Annotated in this window: 15 protein-coding genes and 1 riboswitch; of the genes, 9 read left to right on the forward strand and 6 right to left on the reverse strand. The window is 74.2% G+C overall.

Annotated features, from left to right (window positions below; translation table 11 throughout):
• Positions 1–62 precede the first annotated feature (62 nt).
• Together ACSNOD_RS16855 and ACSNOD_RS16860 are read right to left on the reverse strand one after the other, a co-directional pair.
• Positions 63–1,541, reverse strand: coding sequence for an alpha,alpha-trehalose-phosphate synthase (UDP-forming) (locus ACSNOD_RS16855; RefSeq protein WP_436767763.1), 1,479 nt, complete (start codon positions 1,539–1,541; stop codon positions 63–65).
• A 195-nt stretch (positions 1,542–1,736) separates the two neighbouring features.
• Positions 1,737–2,693, reverse strand: a complete 957-nt coding sequence (locus ACSNOD_RS16860) for a glucosyl-3-phosphoglycerate synthase (RefSeq protein ID WP_436767776.1) — start codon at positions 2,691–2,693, stop codon at positions 1,737–1,739.
• A gap of 218 nt (positions 2,694–2,911) precedes the next feature.
• Positions 2,912–3,058, forward strand: a riboswitch (SAM riboswitch).
• Positions 3,059–3,075: 17 nt separating this feature from the next.
• Here ACSNOD_RS16860 and thrC point away from each other — a divergent pair.
• The 4 genes from thrC to groL all read left to right on the forward strand — a co-directional run bounded on the left by thrC (position 3,076) and on the right by groL (position 7,507).
• Positions 3,076–4,377 (forward strand): threonine synthase, encoded by a 1,302-nt coding sequence (thrC, locus tag ACSNOD_RS16865; RefSeq protein WP_436767764.1) that lies wholly within the window; start codon positions 3,076–3,078, stop codon positions 4,375–4,377.
• 102 nt (positions 4,378–4,479) lie between these two features.
• Entirely contained in the window at positions 4,480–4,755 is a 276-nt protein-coding gene (locus ACSNOD_RS16870) for a MoaD/ThiS family protein (protein WP_436767765.1), read from the forward strand.
• Positions 4,756–5,203: 448 nt separating this feature from the next.
• On the forward strand, positions 5,204–5,407 hold the full coding sequence (locus tag ACSNOD_RS16875) for a cold-shock protein (protein WP_010035953.1): 204 nt from the start codon (positions 5,204–5,206) through the stop codon (positions 5,405–5,407).
• Between the two features lie 477 nt (positions 5,408–5,884).
• Positions 5,885–7,507: a chaperonin GroEL gene (gene groL, locus ACSNOD_RS16880; protein WP_436767766.1), complete on the forward strand. Its 1,623-nt coding sequence runs from the start codon at positions 5,885–5,887 to the stop codon at positions 7,505–7,507.
• An 85-nt stretch (positions 7,508–7,592) separates the two neighbouring features.
• Here groL and ACSNOD_RS16885 read toward each other — a convergent pair whose 3' ends face one another.
• Positions 7,593–9,092, reverse strand: a complete 1,500-nt coding sequence (locus ACSNOD_RS16885) for a PTS transporter subunit EIIC (RefSeq protein ID WP_436767767.1) — start codon at positions 9,090–9,092, stop codon at positions 7,593–7,595.
• A gap of 87 nt (positions 9,093–9,179) precedes the next feature.
• Positions 9,180–10,148 (reverse strand): N-acetylmuramic acid 6-phosphate etherase, encoded by a 969-nt coding sequence (murQ, locus tag ACSNOD_RS16890; protein ID WP_436767768.1) that lies wholly within the window; start codon positions 10,146–10,148, stop codon positions 9,180–9,182.
• Positions 10,149–10,272: 124 nt separating this feature from the next.
• Here murQ and ACSNOD_RS16895 point away from each other — a divergent pair, with 124 nt between their 5' ends.
• On the forward strand, positions 10,273–10,662 hold the full coding sequence (locus tag ACSNOD_RS16895; protein WP_436767769.1) for a hypothetical protein: 390 nt from the start codon (positions 10,273–10,275) through the stop codon (positions 10,660–10,662).
• Between the two features lie 2 nt (positions 10,663–10,664).
• Positions 10,665–10,925 carry a DUF4031 domain-containing protein gene (locus tag ACSNOD_RS16900; protein ID WP_436767770.1) on the forward strand — a complete coding sequence of 87 codons (261 nt, stop codon included), beginning with the start codon at positions 10,665–10,667 and terminating at the stop codon, positions 10,923–10,925.
• A 90-nt stretch (positions 10,926–11,015) separates the two neighbouring features.
• Here the strand turns inward: ACSNOD_RS16900 and ACSNOD_RS16905 are convergent, their stop codons facing one another.
• On the reverse strand, positions 11,016–11,567 hold the full coding sequence (locus tag ACSNOD_RS16905) for a carboxymuconolactone decarboxylase family protein (RefSeq protein WP_436767771.1): 552 nt from the start codon (positions 11,565–11,567) through the stop codon (positions 11,016–11,018).
• Between the two features lie 46 nt (positions 11,568–11,613).
• Between ACSNOD_RS16905 and ACSNOD_RS16910 the strand changes: the two genes are divergently transcribed.
• A complete protein-coding gene (locus ACSNOD_RS16910; RefSeq protein ID WP_436767772.1) occupies positions 11,614–13,185 on the forward strand; it encodes a PLP-dependent aminotransferase family protein in 1,572 nt (523 codons plus the stop codon).
• Here the strand turns inward: ACSNOD_RS16910 and ACSNOD_RS16915 are convergent.
• Positions 13,175–13,879, reverse strand: coding sequence for an HD domain-containing protein (locus tag ACSNOD_RS16915; RefSeq protein ID WP_436767773.1), 705 nt, complete (start codon positions 13,877–13,879; stop codon positions 13,175–13,177). The genes ACSNOD_RS16910 and ACSNOD_RS16915 overlap by 11 nt on opposite strands.
• Positions 13,880–14,418: 539 nt before the next feature.
• On the opposite strand from ACSNOD_RS16915, the gene ACSNOD_RS16920 reads away from it, so the two are divergent.
• Together ACSNOD_RS16920 and ACSNOD_RS16925 are read left to right on the forward strand one after the other, a co-directional pair.
• Positions 14,419–15,120: a copper homeostasis protein CutC gene (locus ACSNOD_RS16920; protein ID WP_436767774.1), complete on the forward strand. Its 702-nt coding sequence runs from the start codon at positions 14,419–14,421 to the stop codon at positions 15,118–15,120.
• Positions 15,121–15,277: 157 nt separating this feature from the next.
• A complete protein-coding gene (locus tag ACSNOD_RS16925; protein WP_436767775.1) occupies positions 15,278–16,546 on the forward strand; it encodes a M20 metallopeptidase family protein in 1,269 nt (422 codons plus the stop codon).
• The last annotated feature ends 256 nt before the right edge of the window (positions 16,547–16,802 follow it).

Consider the following 16,802-nt stretch of genomic DNA (forward strand, 5'->3'; position numbering starts at 1 on the left):
CCCCCCCCCCCCCCCCCCCCCCCCCCCCCCCCCCCCCCCCCCCCCCCCCCCCCCGACCCGCGCTAGCGCAGCGCCGCCAGCTGGTCGAGGAACCACTGCTGCGGCGGCAGCGCCGTCGCCGCCGCGGCCAGCCGCTTCGTGCGCTCCGCCCGCTCGTCCTCCGGCATGGTCAGCGCCTCGTGCAGCGCCCGCGCCGTGCCGTCGATGTCGTACGGGTTGACGCTCACCGCGTGCTCGCCGAGCGCCTCGTGGGCCCCCGCCTCGCGGGAGAGCACCAGCGCGCAGCCCGCGTCGGAGACCACCGGCACCTCCTTGGCCACCAGGTTCATCCCGTCGCGGATCGGGTTGACCAGCGCGACGTCCGCGAGCCGGTACGCGGCCAGGGAGCGCGCGAAGTCGTCCTTGACGTGCAGGATCACCGGCTGCCAGCCGGGCGTGCCGAAGGCGGAGTTGATCTCGTCGGTGACCCGCTGGACCTCCGCGGTGTAGTCGCGGTAGACCGCCAGATCCTGCCGGGAGGGGTAGGCGAACGCCACGTGCACCACCCGGCCGCGCCACTCGGGGCGGTCGGTCAGCAGCTGCCGGAACGCCCGCAGCCCGCGGACGATGTTCTTGGACAGCTCGGTCCGGTCCACCCGGACCACGACCTTCCGGTCCGCGCCGCCGATCTGCTCGCGCAGGGCCGCCAGCCGCTCGTCGACGTCCGGCTCATGGGCCCGGCGGCGCAGGAAGTCCGCGTCCGCGCCCAGGCCGTGCACCCCGAGCCGGGTGGTGCGCCCGGCGAGGGCCACGCCCCCGTCCGTGACCTCCGCCCCGAGCACCGCGGACGCGCAGTCGGCGAACGCGTCCGCCCAGCGCCGGGTGAGGAACGCGGCCCGGTCGGCGCCCAGCATGCCGAGCAGCAGCTGCCGCGCCACGTCGTCCGGCAGCAGCCGGAAGTAGTCCACGGGCGCCCACGGCGTGTGCGAGAAGTGGCCGATCCGCAGGTCGGGGCGGCGCTCCCGGAGCATGCCCGGCACCAGGCAGAGGTGGTAGTCCTGCACCAGCACGGCGGCGCCCTCGGCGGCCTCCTCGGCCAGCGCGTCGGCGAAGGCCGCGTTGTACGCCTCGTACGCGGCCCACTGGCGGCGGAACTCCGGGCCGAACGACGGCTCGAACGGCGTCTGGTACAGCAGGTGGTGCACGAACCACAGCACTGAGTTGGCGATGCCGTTGTAGGCGGCGCCGAACGTCTCCGCGGGGATGTCCAGCATGCGGACGCGGCGCCCGCCGGTGTCCGCCGTGGGCAGATGGCCGTCCGTGCGGCGCGCGGCCTCCCGGTCGCCCTCGCCGAGCGCGGCGCACACCCAGATCGCCTCGGCGTCCGCCCCGATCGCGGAGAGTCCCGAGACGAGGCCGCCGCCGCCCCGTTTGGCGGACAGCGAGCCGTCGTCCCCGAGGCCGTAGGAGACGGGCCCCCGGTTCGAGGCGAGGAGGATACGGGCGGTGGAACGACCGGAGCCGGCGGCTGCCGGTCCGGGCACTGACGGGTTGGCGACCATGACGCGAGCCTAGCCCGCGGGGTAACCGCTCAAACGTACGGTGACGCCTCCCACAGCACGGCGGAACATGGCTCTTTGCCCGGGTCACCGGCCCTTCCCGCGCCCTGCCCGCTGTGCTTCCCGATCGCTCCCCGGGTGCCCCGACCGCCGCCCGGTCGGGGCACAGGCCCTGTGCCGGGGCGCTGCCGACCGGCCCTACGCCGCGGCGCGCGCCGCCCGGTACTCCGGCACCGTCGCCATGGGCGGGCGCTCCACCGACGCCACCTCGTGCACCCGCGGCGCGAAGCCCCCGTTCACCCGATGGAACTGCGTGAGCACCGGCCGCACCCGCCGCTCCAGCCGCGCCTGCGCCGTCCCGTAGATCGTCGCGGCCATCCGGCCGAGCGCCTGCCCGTCCTGGTGGCGGTGGCGCCGCACCCCCACGTCGACCTGCGCCAGCGCGTCCAGCCCCACCAGGTCGAGCGCGTCGATCAGCATCCCCAGCTCCACCCCGTACCCCACCGGGAACGGCAGCCGCTCCAGCAGCGTGCGGCGGGCCGCGTACTCGCCGCCCAGCGGCTGGACGAAGCCGGCCAGCCGCGGCCAGTGCAGATTGAGCAGCGGCCGCGCCACCAGCTCGGTGACCCGGCCGCCCTGCTCCCCGCCGGCGCCCCCCTCCAGCGGCCGGTCGTACATCGCCTTCACCAGCTGCACCCCGGGCTCCGTCAGCAGCGGGCCCACGATGCCGGAGACGAACGCGGCGGAGAAGTCCCGCAGGTCGGCGTCGACGAAGCAGACGATCTCGCCGCGGGTGGCGAGCAGCGACCGCCACAGCACCTCGCCCTTGCCCGGCAGGGCCGGCACCCTCGGCAGCAGGGAGTCGCGGTGCACCACCCGGGCCCCCGCCCGCGCCGCCACCTGAGCCGTACGGTCGGTGGAACCCGAGTCGAGCACCACCAGTTCGTCGACCAGCGGCATGGCCGCGCTCATCAGCTCCCGCCGGATCGTCTCCACGATCGGCCCCACCGTGGCCTCCTCGTCGAGCGCCGGGAGCACCACGCTGACCGTCCCGGCCGGCCCCGACGCCCGCTTCGCGGCGAGCAACTGATCCGGCGTCCGGTCGGCGGCCGACCAGGAGCGCCGGTCCAGCCAGCGCTCCACCTCTTCCAGCACGTGCCCGTCTCTCCTCGTCGTGCCCTGGCCCTGACCCTGGCCCATGACCATGACCGTGGTCATGCCGCGCCCCGGCCCCGGCCGTTGTGATCCATCTCGCGTTGCGGACGGCTGTCTCAATCGCGCGGTCCGTCCGTTACAGTCTTGAACAACGCGTCGACCCGGCCCACGCCGGGTCCCGATGCCGACAAACGCCCGGGCCCCGCCCGGTGCCACACCGCTCATCCAGAGGGGCAGAGGGACACGGCCCGATGAAGCCCCGGCAACCCTCCAGCCGGACACTCGACAGCGACACCGCGAGGCTCCCGGCTAGGGAAGGTGCCAATTCCGTCTCGCGGCGAGGTACGCCGCGGGGAAGATGAGGAGAAAGGGCCTCGCCTCCATGGCAGTGCACACCGTCGCCGGCACCACCCCCGCCCCCGCTCCCGCCCCGGGCGCCCCGTTCGGTCCCGCCGCAGCCCTGTCCTGCCGCGAGTGCGGCGAACGCTTCCCGCTCGGACCGGTCTTCGCCTGCGAGTCCTGCTTCGGACCGCTGGAGATCGCGTACGACCTCCCCACCGGGGACCCGGAGGCGCTGCGCGAGCGGATCGCGGCCGGCCCCCACAGCATCTGGCGCTACGCCCCCCTGCTGCCGGTCCCCGCCGACGTGGCCGAGCGGCCGAACCTCAACCCCGGCTTCACGAAGCTCGTCCGGGCCGACAACCTCGCCCGCGAACTGGGCATCACCGGCGGCCTGCACATCAAGGACGACTCCGGCAACCCCACCCACTCCTTCAAGGACCGGGTGGTCGCCGTCGCCGTCGAGGCCGCCCGCGCCTTCGGTTTCACCACCCTCTCCTGCTCCTCCACCGGCAACCTCGCCGGCGCCGTCGGCGCCGCTGCCGCCCGCGCCGGACTGCGCTCGTGCGTGTTCATCCCGCACGACCTGGAGGCGGGCAAGGTCGTGATGGCCGCCGTCTACGGCGGCGACCTGGTCGGCATCGAGGGCACCTACGACGACGTCAACCGCTTCTGCTCGGAGCTCATCGGCGACCCGCTGGGCGAGGGCTGGGGCTTCGTCAACGTCAATCTGCGCCCCTACTACGGCGAGGGCTCCAAGACGCTCGCCTACGAGATCTGCGAGCAGCTCGGCTGGCGGCTGCCGGACAACCTCGTCGTCCCCATCGCCTCCGGCTCCCAGCTCACGAAGATCGACAAGGGGCTGCGGGAGCTGATCGCCCTCGGGCTGGTCGAGGACCGGCCGTACAGGATCTACGGGGCCCAGGCGGAGGGCTGCTCCCCGGTGTCCCGCGCGTTCAAGGACGGCCACGACGTGGTGCGGCCCGTCCGGCCCGACACCATCGCCAAGTCGCTTGCCATCGGCAACCCCGCCGACGGCCCGTACGTGCTGGACATCTGCCGCCGCACCGGCGGCGCGGTGGAGGACGTGGACGACCGGCGGATCGTGGACGCGATCAAGCTGCTCGCCCGCACGGAGGGCATCTTCGCCGAGACCGCGGGCGGGGTGACGGTGGGCGTGCTGGCCAAGCTGATCGAGACCGGGCAGCTCGACCCGGCCGCCGAGACCGTCGTGCTCAACACCGGCGACGGCCTCAAGACGCTGGACGCGGTGGCCCCCACGAGCGGGCCCTCGGCCGTCATCCGGCCCAGCCTGGACGCGTTCCGCGCGGCCGGCCTGGCCTGAGCGCCGCTCCGCCTCTCTCCCTTCTCCCGCTCCGCCCCCGCTTCACGCTGTCTCCTGCTGTTCCACCCGTGTCACGCGAGCCTCGACCGGAAGGCGAAACCGATGAGCGTCACTGTCCGAATTCCGACCATCCTGCGCCCCTACACCGGGGGCCGGGCCGAGGTCTCCGCCGAGGGCGCCACCCTCGCCGAGGTGCTGGCGGACCTGGAGAAGAGCCATCAGGGCATTGCCGCCCGGGTTCTGGACGACACCGGCCGACTGCGCCGCTTCATCAATGTCTATGTGAACGACGACGACGTGCGCTTCGCGGAGGGGCTGAATACGGCCACTCCCGAGGGCGCCGGCGTATCGATCATTCCGGCCGTCGCGGGCGGCTGAAACCGGCCACGCCGAGGGGTCGACATTCGGCCGCCGAGGAGAAATTCAACAACCTTGCGTAATGAGAATCGCCCCCTCCGTGAGAGAAACGGAAGGGGCGATTCTGCATGGTTGAGCGCGGTACAGTTAGCCCGCTCCCCCTTTCGCGCGGGTGTCCCGCGCATATGAGAACGCGACAATCTGAACCGCGCGCCTGGCTGAGATTTGTCGGTTACATCCCTTATGTCCGGCCCGACTTGCCCGGAATTCGCGGGAGATCTCGCCAATTATCCGATCGGCCATGCCCGGAATTCTCGTCCGAGTGACCTGTTGCGGAGGGCATCTGTGCGGATACATTCAGCCGCGGTCGACGCGTTCCGGCGCACACCCCCACCTGTCAGGGGGTGAGGTCTGACCCGGGTCCGCGGAGTGCGGTCCTGTGCAAGGGCCAGTAATAGGGGAGTTAGGAATGGCTCAGGGCACCGTCAAGTGGTTCAACGCGGAGAAGGGGTACGGCTTCATCGCGGTCGACGGTGGTGCGGACGTCTTCGTGCACTACAGCGCGATTCAGATGGACGGCTACCGCACCCTCGAGGAAGGCCAGCGGGTCGAGTTCGAGATCTCGCAGGGCCAGAAGGGGCCGCAGGCGGACATGGTCCGGGTCTCCGCCTAGCCGGCTGAAGCGCCGACTGTCTCTGTCCGTGACCGGGGCCCGCACCCTTCGGGGTGCGGGCCCTGTCGTGTGCGCGCGCCCGTACGGCCGCAGGCCCGCGCCCGTGCGTCCCTGGTTCCGCGCCCGTGGTCCGTGTTCGTTCGCGTGTACGCCGCCCGCCTCGCGTGTCGCCTCCTCCACGCGCCCGTCGCCCCTCGTCAGGGCCCCTGCGCACCCCCGCGCCGGGCCCCCGGGCACCGGATTCGAAACTCCCCGGCGCGCTTGCACTCTCAGGGTGCGAGTGCTAATCATTGGCGTTAGCACTCTACGCGTGAGAGTGACAAGGAGGACCGGGTCGGTGAGGCCCGCGGGCCGGGTGGGGCAAGGAACCGCCGGGTCGGCAGGCCGTCCGTCGCGGGCGCCAGCGCGGTCCGGAGAAATCCTCCCCCGTAGCCTTCGGCACGGGGGGACGCCCAAGTCCTGGGAGGACCACTTCACATGGCCAAGATCATCGCGTTCGACGAGGAGGCGCGGCGCGGCCTCGAGCGCGGGATGAACCAGCTCGCCGACGCCGTCAAGGTCACCCTCGGCCCCAAGGGCCGCAACGTCGTCCTCGAGAAGAAGTGGGGCGCCCCCACGATCACCAACGATGGTGTGTCCATCGCCAAGGAGATCGAGCTCGAGGACCCGTACGAGAAGATCGGCGCCGAGCTGGTCAAGGAGGTCGCGAAGAAGACGGACGACGTCGCCGGTGACGGCACGACGACCGCGACCGTCCTCGCCCAGGCGCTGGTCCGCGAGGGCCTCCGCAACGTTGCCGCGGGCGCCAACCCGATGGCCCTCAAGCGCGGCATCGAGAAGGCCGTCGAGGCCGTCTCCGCCCAGCTGCTCGAGCAGGCCAAGGACGTGGAGACCAAGGAGCAGATCGCCTCCACCGCCTCCATCTCCGCCGCCGACACCCAGATCGGCGAGCTCATCGCCGAGGCGATGGACAAGGTCGGCAAGGAAGGTGTCATCACCGTCGAGGAGTCGCAGACCTTCGGGCTCGAGCTCGAGCTCACCGAGGGCATGCGCTTCGACAAGGGTTACATCTCCCCCTACTTCGCCACCGACATGGAGCGTATGGAGGCGTCGCTCGACGACCCGTACATCCTGATCGTCAACTCGAAGATCAGCAACGTGAAGGACCTCCTTCCGCTGCTGGAGAAGGTCATGCAGTCGGGCAAGCCGCTGCTGATCATCGCCGAGGACATCGAGGGCGAGGCCCTGGCGACCCTGGTCGTCAACAAGATCCGCGGCACCTTCAAGTCCGTCGCCGTCAAGGCCCCGGGCTTCGGCGACCGCCGCAAGGCCATGCTCGGCGACATCGCCATCCTCACCGGTGGCACCGTGATCTCCGAGGAGGTCGGCCTCAAGCTCGAGAACGCCGGCATCGACCTGCTCGGCCGCGCCCGCAAGGTCACCGTCACCAAGGACGAGACCACCATCGTGGACGGCGCCGGTGACGCCGACCAGGTGCAGGGCCGGGTCAACCAGATCCGCGCCGAGATCGAGAACTCCGACTCGGACTACGACCGCGAGAAGCTCCAGGAGCGCCTCGCGAAGCTGGCCGGCGGCGTGGCCGTCATCAAGGCCGGCGCCGCGACCGAGGTGGAGCTCAAGGAGCGCAAGCACCGCATCGAGGACGCGGTGCGCAACGCCAAGGCCGCCGTCGAGGAGGGCATCGTCGCCGGTGGTGGCGTGGCCCTGCTCCAGGCGTCCCAGGTGTTCGAGAAGCTCGAGCTCGAGGGCGACGAGGCCACCGGTGCGCAGGCCGTCAAGCTCGCGCTGGAGGCCCCGCTGAAGCAGATCGCGGTCAACGCCGGTCTCGAGGGCGGCGTCGTCGTGGAGAAGGTGCGCAACCTGACCCCGGGTCACGGCCTCAACGCCGCGACCGGCGAGTACGTCGACCTGGTCGCCGAGGGCATCATCGACCCGGCCAAGGTCACCCGCTCCGCGCTGCAGAACGCCGCCTCCATCGCGGCGCTCTTCCTCACCACCGAGGCCGTCATCGCCGACAAGCCGGAGAAGGCCGCCGCGGCCGCTCCGGGCGGCATGCCGGGCGGTGACATGGACTTCTGATCCGGCTGACGGATCGGCTGTTCCAGTCGTACGGACCCGAGGGCGGCACCCCCACCAGGGGTGCCGCCCTCGGGCGTTCCCGGGCTCACCGCGTGGCCGTGTCCCGTGGCCGGGCCTCGGCCGTTCCCCCCGGGAACCCGAAGAGATACGTGGCGAGGAACCCGGCCCCGTACCCCGCCAGCAGCCCCGCCGCGTAGGCCGCCGCCGTGGCCGCGAACCCCGCCGGGCCCCGCAGCAGCGGGAACAGCGCCCAGCCGGACGGCCCGATGGCCGTCGCGCCCACCGCCGTACCCATCTGGCCGAGCAGCCCGATCACCGCGCCGCCGAACGCGCCGCCCACGCACGCCGTCACGAAGGGCCGGCCCAGCGGCAGCGACACCCCGTAGATCAGCGGCTCGCCGATGCCCAGCAGCCCGGCCGGCAGCGCCGAGCGGATCGTCCTGCGCATCGACGGCACGTGCCGCAGCCGCACATGGACCGCGAGCGCCGCCCCGACCTGCCCCGCGCCCGCCATCGCCAGGATCGGCAGCAGCACGGTGTGGCCCTGCTGCTGGATCAGCGTCGTATGGAGCGGGATCAGGGCCTGGTGCAGGCCCAGCATCACCAGCGGCAGGAACAGCCCGCCGAGCACGAAGCCGGCGACGGCGCCGCCGCTCGCCAGCAGCCAGGTGGTGGCCGAGCCGAGGGCCGTCGACACCCACCCGGCCAGGAACATCAGCCCGCACAGCGTCATCAGGCCCGGCACCAGCACCGTCAGCGTCGGCGTCACCAGCACGTCGAGCCCCTCCGGCACCCGGCGCCGGCAGGCCCTCTCCACCCGCACCGCCAGCAGCGCCGCGCAGAGCGCGCCCAGCACACCGCCCTGGCCGGGGGAGAGCCGCTGGCCGAACACGCTGATCTGGGCCACGCCCGCGTACACCGTGACGGCCGCGACCGCGCCGCCCAGCACGGGCGTGCCGCCGAACTCCTTGGCCGTGTTGACCCCGACGAACACCGCGATCAGCGACATGAAGCCGCCGGAGACCGCGGCCAGCAGCGGCACCAGGGCGGGCAGCAGGTCCAGATTGGTGAGCAGGCCCCCGGCGCCCGCGACGATGCCGCAGCCGATGAGGGCCGGGATCAGCGGTACGAAGATATTGGCGATCCGGCGCAGCAGCAGCTTCGCCGGGGTGGCGTTACGGGCCCTTCGGCGCGCGCGCAGGGCGGAGCCGCGGGCGGCGAGGGCATCGGCGTCCAGGGGCACGGCCGTCGGTGTGCCGCGTGCCGGTGCGTGCCCCGCCGGTGCGCTGCCCGCCGCCTCCGCGTGCCCCGTCCGCGCCACCGGGGCGCCGGCCAGCAGGCGTTCGAACTCCGGGGCCACCCGGGCGACCGCCCCCGGCCCCAGCACGATCTGGTACGTGTCGTCCTCCACCACCCCGAGGACCGCCGGCAGCGCGGCCAGCTCCGCGTCCCGCACCAGGGACCGGTCGGCCAGCGCGAGGCGCAGCCGGGTCATGCAGTGCGCCACGGACAGGACGTTGGCCGCGCCGCCCACGAGCGGCAGGATCGCGGCGGCGACGGCACGGTGGGGGGATGCCTCGGGCATGCGGGGGCCTCGCTGTGCACCGGCCGGAGCCGGGTCGGATGAGAGCCCGCGGGGCGGCGCCGGCCGCCCGGCGGGCGGCCTCCATCGTCATCCCCCGTCCGGTCCGGGTCGAGGCGCCGCGCGGAGGGAGCGGCCCAGAGCGGTGCGCAGCCGCCCGTCCGCGCCGTCGAGCAGCCGCCGCGCCGTGGGGGCGTCGACCCCGCCGAGCAGCATCAGGATCGCGTCCTTCACCTCGCCGCCGGTCGCCCCCAGCGCGGCCGCGATCTCCTCGTCCGAGGCGCCGGTGGCCAGCGCGACGATCCGGTGCGAGCGGGCCCGCAGCTTCTCGTTGGTGGCGCGCACGTCGACCATCAGATTGCCGAAGGTCTTGCCCAGCCGGATCATCGTGATCGTCGAGATCATGTTGAGCACCAGCTTCTGCGCCGTGCCGGCCTTCAGCCGGGTGGAGCCGGCCAGCAGCTCGGGGCCGGTCACCACCTCGATGCCGTGCTCGGCGGCGGCCGCGAGCGCCGACCCCTCATTGCCCGACAGCCCGATGGTCAGCGCGCCGCGCGCCCGCGCGTGGGCGACGGCGCCGATGGCGTACGGGGTGCGGCCGGAGGCCGAGACGCCCACCACGGTGTCGTCGGCCGCGATGCCGAGGGCGTCCAGGTCGGCGGCGGCCAGCCGGGCGCTGTCCTCGGCGCCCTCGACGGCGCTCACCATGGCCGCGGGCCCGCCCGCGATCAGCCCGACGACCTGCCCGGGGGCGGTGTTGAAGGTGGGCGGGCACTCGCTGGCGTCCAGCACGCCGAGCCGGCCCGCGGTGCCGGCGCCCGCGTAGATCAGCCGCCCGCCGCGGGCCATGCGCTCGGCGGTGGCGTCGATGGCGGCGGCGATCAGCGGCAGCCGGGCGGCGACGGCGGCGGGCACGGTGGCGTCCTCGCCGTTCATGATCCGGGCGATCTCCAGGGTGTCGAGCCGGTCGATGTCGGCCAGCTCCCGGCGGAACCCCTCGGTGCCGAGGGCGTCGAGCTGGGCGCGCAGCGCCGCGCGGGCGTCGTCGGTGGAGGTCATGGGCGGCGGCTCTCCTGTCCGGGGTGCACGGGCGTACGGGCGCGGGCGGCCCGGTTGCCGCCATTGTGGCGGGCCGGGCCCGGGGCGGCGGTGCGAGCCGTGGGACAGGCGTGACAATGGGGACATGGAGCTGGAACAGGCCCTGCACGCCGCACGGGCATTGGTGATCGCCGACCTGACGGCGCGGGACGTCGCCGACGCGGACGTCGTCTCCCTCGTCGAGGACGCGGTGGCCGGCCGGCGCTGGTGGGTGGAGCAGTGGCCCGAGGGCGCGGGCTTCCTGGCCGGGCTGGTGGCCCAGGACGTCCAGGACGCGCTGCTGGAGCGGTACGGGCGCTGGCCGCTGTGCCCGGTGTGCGCCGCGGGCGATCCGCACGCCCTGGACGTCGAACCGGAGCTGGGCCCGGACCCGCACTGGGTGTGCGGCAAGGCCGGGGTGGTCGTGGCGCGGGTCGGCTCGCTCGGCGCCGCGGGGGCGGCGGGGGCGGCCGGGCCGGCCGAGGGCGGCGGCTGAGCGTGGCGCTGTACATCGACCCGCCGATCTGGCCGGGCCACGGCCGCATGTGGTCGCACCTGGTCAGCGACGTGTCGTACGAGGAGCTGCACGCGTTCGCGGCGCGGCTCGACATGCCGGCGCGGGCGTTCGACGGGGACCACTACGACGTGCCGAGCGAGCGGTACCCGGCGGTGGTGGCCGCCGGGGCGGTCGAGGTCGGCACGAAGGAGCTGCTGCGGCGGCTGACGGAGGCGGGGCTGCGGCTCCCCAAGCACCGCTGAGCGCCGGTGGCCGGCGGGGCCGTCGGAACGCGCCGGGGCCGGGGCTGGGACCGGTGCCGTCGGAACGCGCCGGGGCCGGTGCCGGGGCCGTCAGAACTCGCCGGGGACCATGCGCGTGGTCACCGCGATCCGGTTCCACGCGTTGATGGTGACGATCAGCGAGATCAACTGCGCCAGCTCGGCCTCCTCGAAGTGGCGCGCGGCCCGCTCGTACACCGCGTCCGGCACGAAGCCGTCGGTGAGGACGGTGACCGCCTCGGTCAGCGCGAGCGCCGCCCGCTCCTTCTCGGTGTAGACGCCGGCGGCCTCCTCCCAGGCGCTCAGCAGATACAGCCGCTTCTCGCTCTCGCCCGCCTCGCGCGCCGCCGCGGTGTGCAGATCGACGCAGAACGCGCAGTGGTTGATCTGGGACGCGCGCACCTTGACCAGCTCCGTGAGGGCCGGGTCCAGGCCCTTTCCGGCGGCCGCGGACAGGGCGAACATCGCCTTGTAGACCTCGGGGGCGAGCTCGCGCAGCACCATGCGGCGGTGGCCGCGGGGGGCGGTGCCGGTGGTCGTGGTCGTCGTCGAGGTCGAGGTCGAGGTCGAGGTCGCGGGGGAGGCGTGGGGCGCGGTGTCGGGAAGGGTGTCGTGCGGTGTCATGCCGCCAGCCTAGGAGGCCGGTGGCCCACCGGTATGGTCCATTCCCATGACCGATTCGTGGGCCATTTCAGGGGTCGACGCGCCCGGCGGCCCGGGCACAGGCGTCCCGGCCGACCCGCCGGCGGCCGGCGCGGCCGGGGCCGACCTCCATCTGGACCTCCGCCTCGACCGCACCCGCGGCGGCGTGCGCAGGGCGCTCACCCGCGCCCTGCGCGAGGCCATCGCCACCGGTCGGCTGGCCCCCGGCGCGCGGCTGCCCTCCTCCCGCGCGCTCGCCGCCGACCTCGGCCTCGCCCGCAACACCGTCGCCGACGCCTACGCCGAACTCGTCGCCGAGGGCCGGCTGACCGCCCGTCAGGGCTCCGGCACCCGGGTCGCCCGCCGGGCCGAGCCCGCCCCCGTACGCGGCCGCGGCCGGGCCCTGACCTTCCGTGACCCGTCCGGCCCGGCGCGCCCCTTCCCCGGCACGCCCGCGTACAGCCTGCTGCCCGGCCTGCCCGACGCCGGCTCGTTCCCCCGCACCGGCTGGGCCACCGCCATGCGGCGCGCCCTCGCGACGGCGCCGAACGAGGCGTTCGGCTACACCGAACCGCGCGGGCGCCGCGAGCTGCGCGTGGTCCTGGCCGAGTACCTGGCGCGCGCCCGCGGCGTACGGGCCGACCCCGAACGCATCGTCCTCTGCGCGGGCTTCGTGCACGGGCTGATGCTGCTCAGCTCGGTGCTGCGGGAGGCCGGCGGGCGGCGCATGGCCGTCGAGGAGTACGGCCTCGGCCTCCACCGCGAGCTGATCCGGCGAACCGGACTGGCCACGGTGCCGCTCGCCGTCGACGAACACGGCGCCCGTACGGGGGAGCTGGCGCGCTCCGCCGACGTGTCCGCCGTCCTCCTCACCCCCGCCCACCAGTTCCCCCTCGGGATGCCGCTCCACCCCGACCGGCGCGCGGCCGTCGTCGACTGGGCCCGCGCCACGGGCGGACTGGTGATCGAGGACGACTACGACGGGGAGTTCCGCTACGACCGGCAGCCCGTGGGGGCGCTCCAGGGCCTGGACCCCGAACACGTCGTGTACGTCGGCACGGTGAGCAAGAGCCTCTCCCCGGCGCTGCGGCTCGCCTGGATGGTGCTGCCCGAGCGGCTCCTCGGGCCCGTCACGGCCGCGAAGGGGGCCGTGCACTGGCACTCCAGCGCGCTCGACCAGCTCGCCCTCGCCGACTTCATCGCCTCCGGGGCGTACGACCGCCACGTACGGGGGATGCGGCAGCGCTACCGGCGGCGGCGCGACCGGCTCGTGGCCGCGCTCGCCGAGCACGCGCCGGGGCTGCGGGTCGGCGGGATCGCCGCGGGTCTGCACGCGGTGCTGCGGCTGCCGCCGGGTGCGGAGGGGGTCGCGCTCGCGGGGGGTGAGGCGCGGGGGCTGGCCCTGGACGGGCTGTCGCGCTACGCGTCCGCCGACTCCGCCGGGCCGGCGGAGGGGCTGGTCATCGGGTACGGCACGCCGCCGGAGCACGCGTTCGCGGGGGCGCTGGAGGCGCTGTGCGCGGTGCTCCGCGGGGTGCCGGCCGGGGTGTCGGCCGGGCCGCCGCCCGGTGACCCGGGTGGCTCCCGCGTCAGCCGGTGAGCAGCTCCAGCTCCGTGGCCATGTTGTGGCGGGCCGCGGCCTCCCACAGCCGCGCGCCCCGCGGCGTGCGGAACAGTTTCGGCAGCCCCAGCAGGTGGCGCAGCACCGCCGCCCGGCCCTCGCGGAACGCGTCGTCCGGCACGAACGCGTACTCCTCGCGGACGGCGGCCGCGTAGGCGGCGTACGCCTCCGGGGAGCCCGCGAGCACGGCGAGGTCGGCGTCGCAGAGCACCTCGCCGTTGGTGTCGCCCGGCCGTGGGTCGTGGTCCCGGGTCAGCCGCACCAGGCGCGCCACCTCCTCCGTACGGGCCTGCGGCACGCCCGCCTCCGGCAGGGCGCGCTCGGCGAGCCGCGCGCTGCGCTCCTCGTTGGTGGAGCGCTCCGGCAGGTACACGGCGTCGTGGAACCAGGCCGCGAGGCGCACGGCGGCCGGGTCGGCCGCGTGCGCGGCCAGCTCGTCGACGCGGTCGAGGACCGCGATCAGGTGGTCCGTGGTGTGGTACCTGCGCTGGGGTTCGGCCCAGCGGGCCAGCAGGTTGTCCGCGTACGGGTACGGGCTGGGGGCGGGGTCGCTCGCGCTGTGCGGTTCGTCGGTGGCCGCCCGGGCCTCTTCGAGGGCGGCGGCCCAGCGGTTGCGCAGTTCGGCGTGCGGGTGGTTCGTGTCTTCCCGCTCCGCGGGAGGGGGAGTGGCCATGCGGTCATTGTCTCCCGCGCGGTGCCCTCCGGGCGGGCCTGCGCGACGTCCCCTCCGGGGTGGTTCGCGCGACGTCCCTGTTGTGGGTCGTCCGTGACGTGACCGTCGTCGACGTGAACGCCACGGGCTTTTCCCGCCCCTTCGGGGCGGGGGTGGGGTGGTGTTTGCGGCGCCCCGAGGGTGCGGGGGTCGGTGCCGCACCGGGGTACCTCCTCGGCGGCGCACGTGCACGTGGCTTCTTCGGCTCTCCCGCCGTCTCGTGCGCCGCGCTGCGGGGGCACCCCGCTACGTCCCCTCCGGCGGCATGGGCGCACAAAGCGGGTGGGGGGTTCTGCGCTCCCTACGTGTGAGGTGCTGGTGGTGTCGCGATCGTGCGCGAGTGGTCGCCCGTGTTTGCCCGCCCTTCGGGGCGGGGAGCGCGCGGGGCGGCGGCCGTGGCGCGACCCTGGAGAGGGGTGCGCTGTGAGTGGCGCAGCGCGTAGGGTGACATTGGACTAGACCTGTCGTCCCAGGCGCGGGTCGGGGAGGAAGGGTGTCACGTGAGCAACGGTCCGATCCTGGAAGTGATCGCACTCGACGCACAGGACGCGGTGGCCGCGCAGGAGGGCGGCGCGGACCGTCTCGAACTGGTCACCGACATGGCCGCCGACGGGCTCACCCCCTCGGCGGAGACCTTCGCCGCGGTGCGGGCCGCGGTGGACATCCCCGTACGGGTGATGCTGCGCGCCGCCGACGGCTTCTCGGCCGGTGACGCGCGCGACGTGGCCGCGCTGTGCGCCGCCGCCGCGGAGCTGCGGGAGGCCGGCGCCGACGCGTTCGTGCTCGGCTTCCTCGACGCCCATGGGCGGCCCGACCTCGTGGCCGTCGAACGGCTGCTCGACGTCATCGAGGGGTGTCCGTGGACGTTCCACCGCGCCATCGACCGCGCCGCCGACCGCCACGAGCTGCGGCTGCACCTCGCCGAGCTGCCCGGGCTCGACACGTACCTGACGGCGGGCGCGCCCGAGGGCGTGTCCGAGGGACTGCCGACGCTGATCGCGGAGGCCGCGCGGCGCGGTGAGCCGGGCTACGAGCAACGAATCCTCGTGGGCGGCGGGCTGCGCGCGGCGCACGTTCCCGCGCTGCGGGCCGCGGGCATCGACGCGTTCCACATCGGTGGCGCGGCACGTGGCCCGGAAGGCTGGGCGGCCCCGGTCTCCGCCACGGCCGTACGGGAGTGGGCCTCCGAGATCTCCCAGTAGCCGCAGCTCGCGCATCACGGCTCGGCCCCCCGCGGGTGGGGGTTGCCCCCATCCCTCAGCGGTGGCTCGCCGGATGGGCAGCGGCATCCGCGTGCGGCGATCGTGTGTTCCGGAACATCACGTGAAGGACCGCGAAGGGGAATCAGTGAATCGTCCCATGGAGCACGCTCTCGCGCGCCGTACGCTGCTGGCCGGCGCGGCGGCAGCCGGTGCGGGAATGGTGTGGGGAGGCGCGGGGAGAGCCGTCGCCGGTGGGTGGAGAGGGCCGGTGGAGCAGGCGGCGGTGGACGCCGAGGTGGCGCGTCTGGAGCGCGGGCTGATCGGGTTGCGGCGGGACATCCACCGGCACCCGGAGGGCCCGGGCCAGGAGCGGCGTACTGCCGGTGTGGTGGCCCGAGAACTGCGGGCGGCCGGGCTGAGCGTCACCACCGGGGTGGGCGGCCACGGAGTCGTCGGCGTCCTGCGCGGCTCGCGTCCGGGCCGGACCGTCGCCTACCGGGCGGACATGGACGCGGTTCCGGCCAAGGACATCGTCGGGGGAGCATTGGCGTCGGCCCACGTCTGCGGTCACGACGTCCACACCGCGGTGGGCGTCGGCGTCGCTCAGGTCCTGGCGCGGCTGCGGCAGCGACTGAGCGGAACGGTGGTCTTCCTTTTCCAGCCTGCCGAGGAGACTCTGTCCGGGGCCCGCGCAATGATCGACGCGGGCGTGCTGGAGCGCCACCGCGTCGAGGAGATCCACGCACTGCACTGCGGGCCGTTCCCGGTCGGCCGGTTCGCCGTGACCCCGGGCTACGGGATTCCGGGCCAGGACAAGGCGGAGGTGACGCTCTCCGGTCCGGACGCGCCCGATGGCGCGCGGCGACTGGCCGCCGACATCGGCGCGCTCGCGACGGTGGCCCTGCCGCGGACTCCCGCGGACCTGGAGCGGATTGTCGCTGACGCTCAGACGCCCAACGGGCCACTGGCCCGGTTCGTGGCCGTGCGGGCCAGAGCGCAGGAGGCCAAGGTGAGCGTGTCCTATCGCTGCTGGCCGCAGGAGCGGTACGCGGAGGTGCGTGAGGGCATCCGCCGAGCGGCCACGTCGTACGCGGGGGCCACGGTGAGCTTCCCCGCCGAGCCGTTCCCGGCCATGGTCTGCCCGGAAGGCGACGCCCGAAGGCTCGCCCACCACCTGCGCCGCACGCTCGGCCCGAACGCGGTGACCGAGCTCCGTGCCGCTTTCCCGCCCTTCAGCGGCGAGGACTTCGCCCTCTTCCTGGACCGGGTCCCCGGCACGTACACCTTCCTCGGCGTCCGTGCCCCCGGCGCACCCATCACAGCCGGCTACCCGCACTACCCCGACTTCTCCCCGGACGAGCGCGCCGTCGGGGTCGGCGTACGGGCGATGGCGAGCTGGATCGCGGAGCGCGGCGAATCCCGCTGAGACGGCAGCGACGGTCACGGTGCCATGGGCGACCACCCGCGCACGATCGCGACACCACCAGCACCCCACACGCAGGGAGCGCAGACCCCCCACTCCGCTTTGTGCGCCCATCCCACCGGAGGGGACGTAGCGGGGTGCCCCCGCAGCGCGGCGCACGAGACGGCGGGACAGCCGAAGAAACCACGTGCACGTGCGCCGCCGAGGAGGTACCCCGGTGCGGCACCGACACCACCCAGCAACCGGGCGCGCAAACACC

Source organism: Streptomyces sp. URMC 123, assembly GCF_051386515.1.
Taxonomy (GTDB): domain Bacteria; phylum Actinomycetota; class Actinomycetes; order Streptomycetales; family Streptomycetaceae; genus Streptomyces.

Coding starts and splice junctions, on each gene's coding strand:
- murQ (WP_436767768.1), bottom strand. CDS start 10,148: ATGACCTCCACCGACGACGCCCGCGCGGCGCTGCGCGCCCAGCTCGAC.
- thrC (WP_436767764.1), top strand. CDS start 3,076: ATGGCAGTGCACACCGTCGCCGGCACCACCCCCGCCCCCGCTCCCGCC.
- ACSNOD_RS16915 (WP_436767773.1), bottom strand. CDS start 13,879: ATGGCCACTCCCCCTCCCGCGGAGCGGGAAGACACGAACCACCCGCAC.
- ACSNOD_RS16910 (WP_436767772.1), top strand. CDS start 11,614: ATGACCGATTCGTGGGCCATTTCAGGGGTCGACGCGCCCGGCGGCCCG.
- ACSNOD_RS16875 (WP_010035953.1), top strand. CDS start 5,204: ATGGCTCAGGGCACCGTCAAGTGGTTCAACGCGGAGAAGGGGTACGGC.
- ACSNOD_RS16870 (WP_436767765.1), top strand. CDS start 4,480: ATGAGCGTCACTGTCCGAATTCCGACCATCCTGCGCCCCTACACCGGG.
- groL (WP_436767766.1), top strand. CDS start 5,885: ATGGCCAAGATCATCGCGTTCGACGAGGAGGCGCGGCGCGGCCTCGAG.
- ACSNOD_RS16905 (WP_436767771.1), bottom strand. CDS start 11,567: ATGACACCGCACGACACCCTTCCCGACACCGCGCCCCACGCCTCCCCC.
- ACSNOD_RS16925 (WP_436767775.1), top strand. CDS start 15,278: ATGGAGCACGCTCTCGCGCGCCGTACGCTGCTGGCCGGCGCGGCGGCA.
- ACSNOD_RS16895 (WP_436767769.1), top strand. CDS start 10,273: ATGGAGCTGGAACAGGCCCTGCACGCCGCACGGGCATTGGTGATCGCC.
- ACSNOD_RS16885 (WP_436767767.1), bottom strand. CDS start 9,092: ATGCCCGAGGCATCCCCCCACCGTGCCGTCGCCGCCGCGATCCTGCCG.
- ACSNOD_RS16855 (WP_436767763.1), bottom strand. CDS start 1,541: ATGGTCGCCAACCCGTCAGTGCCCGGACCGGCAGCCGCCGGCTCCGGT.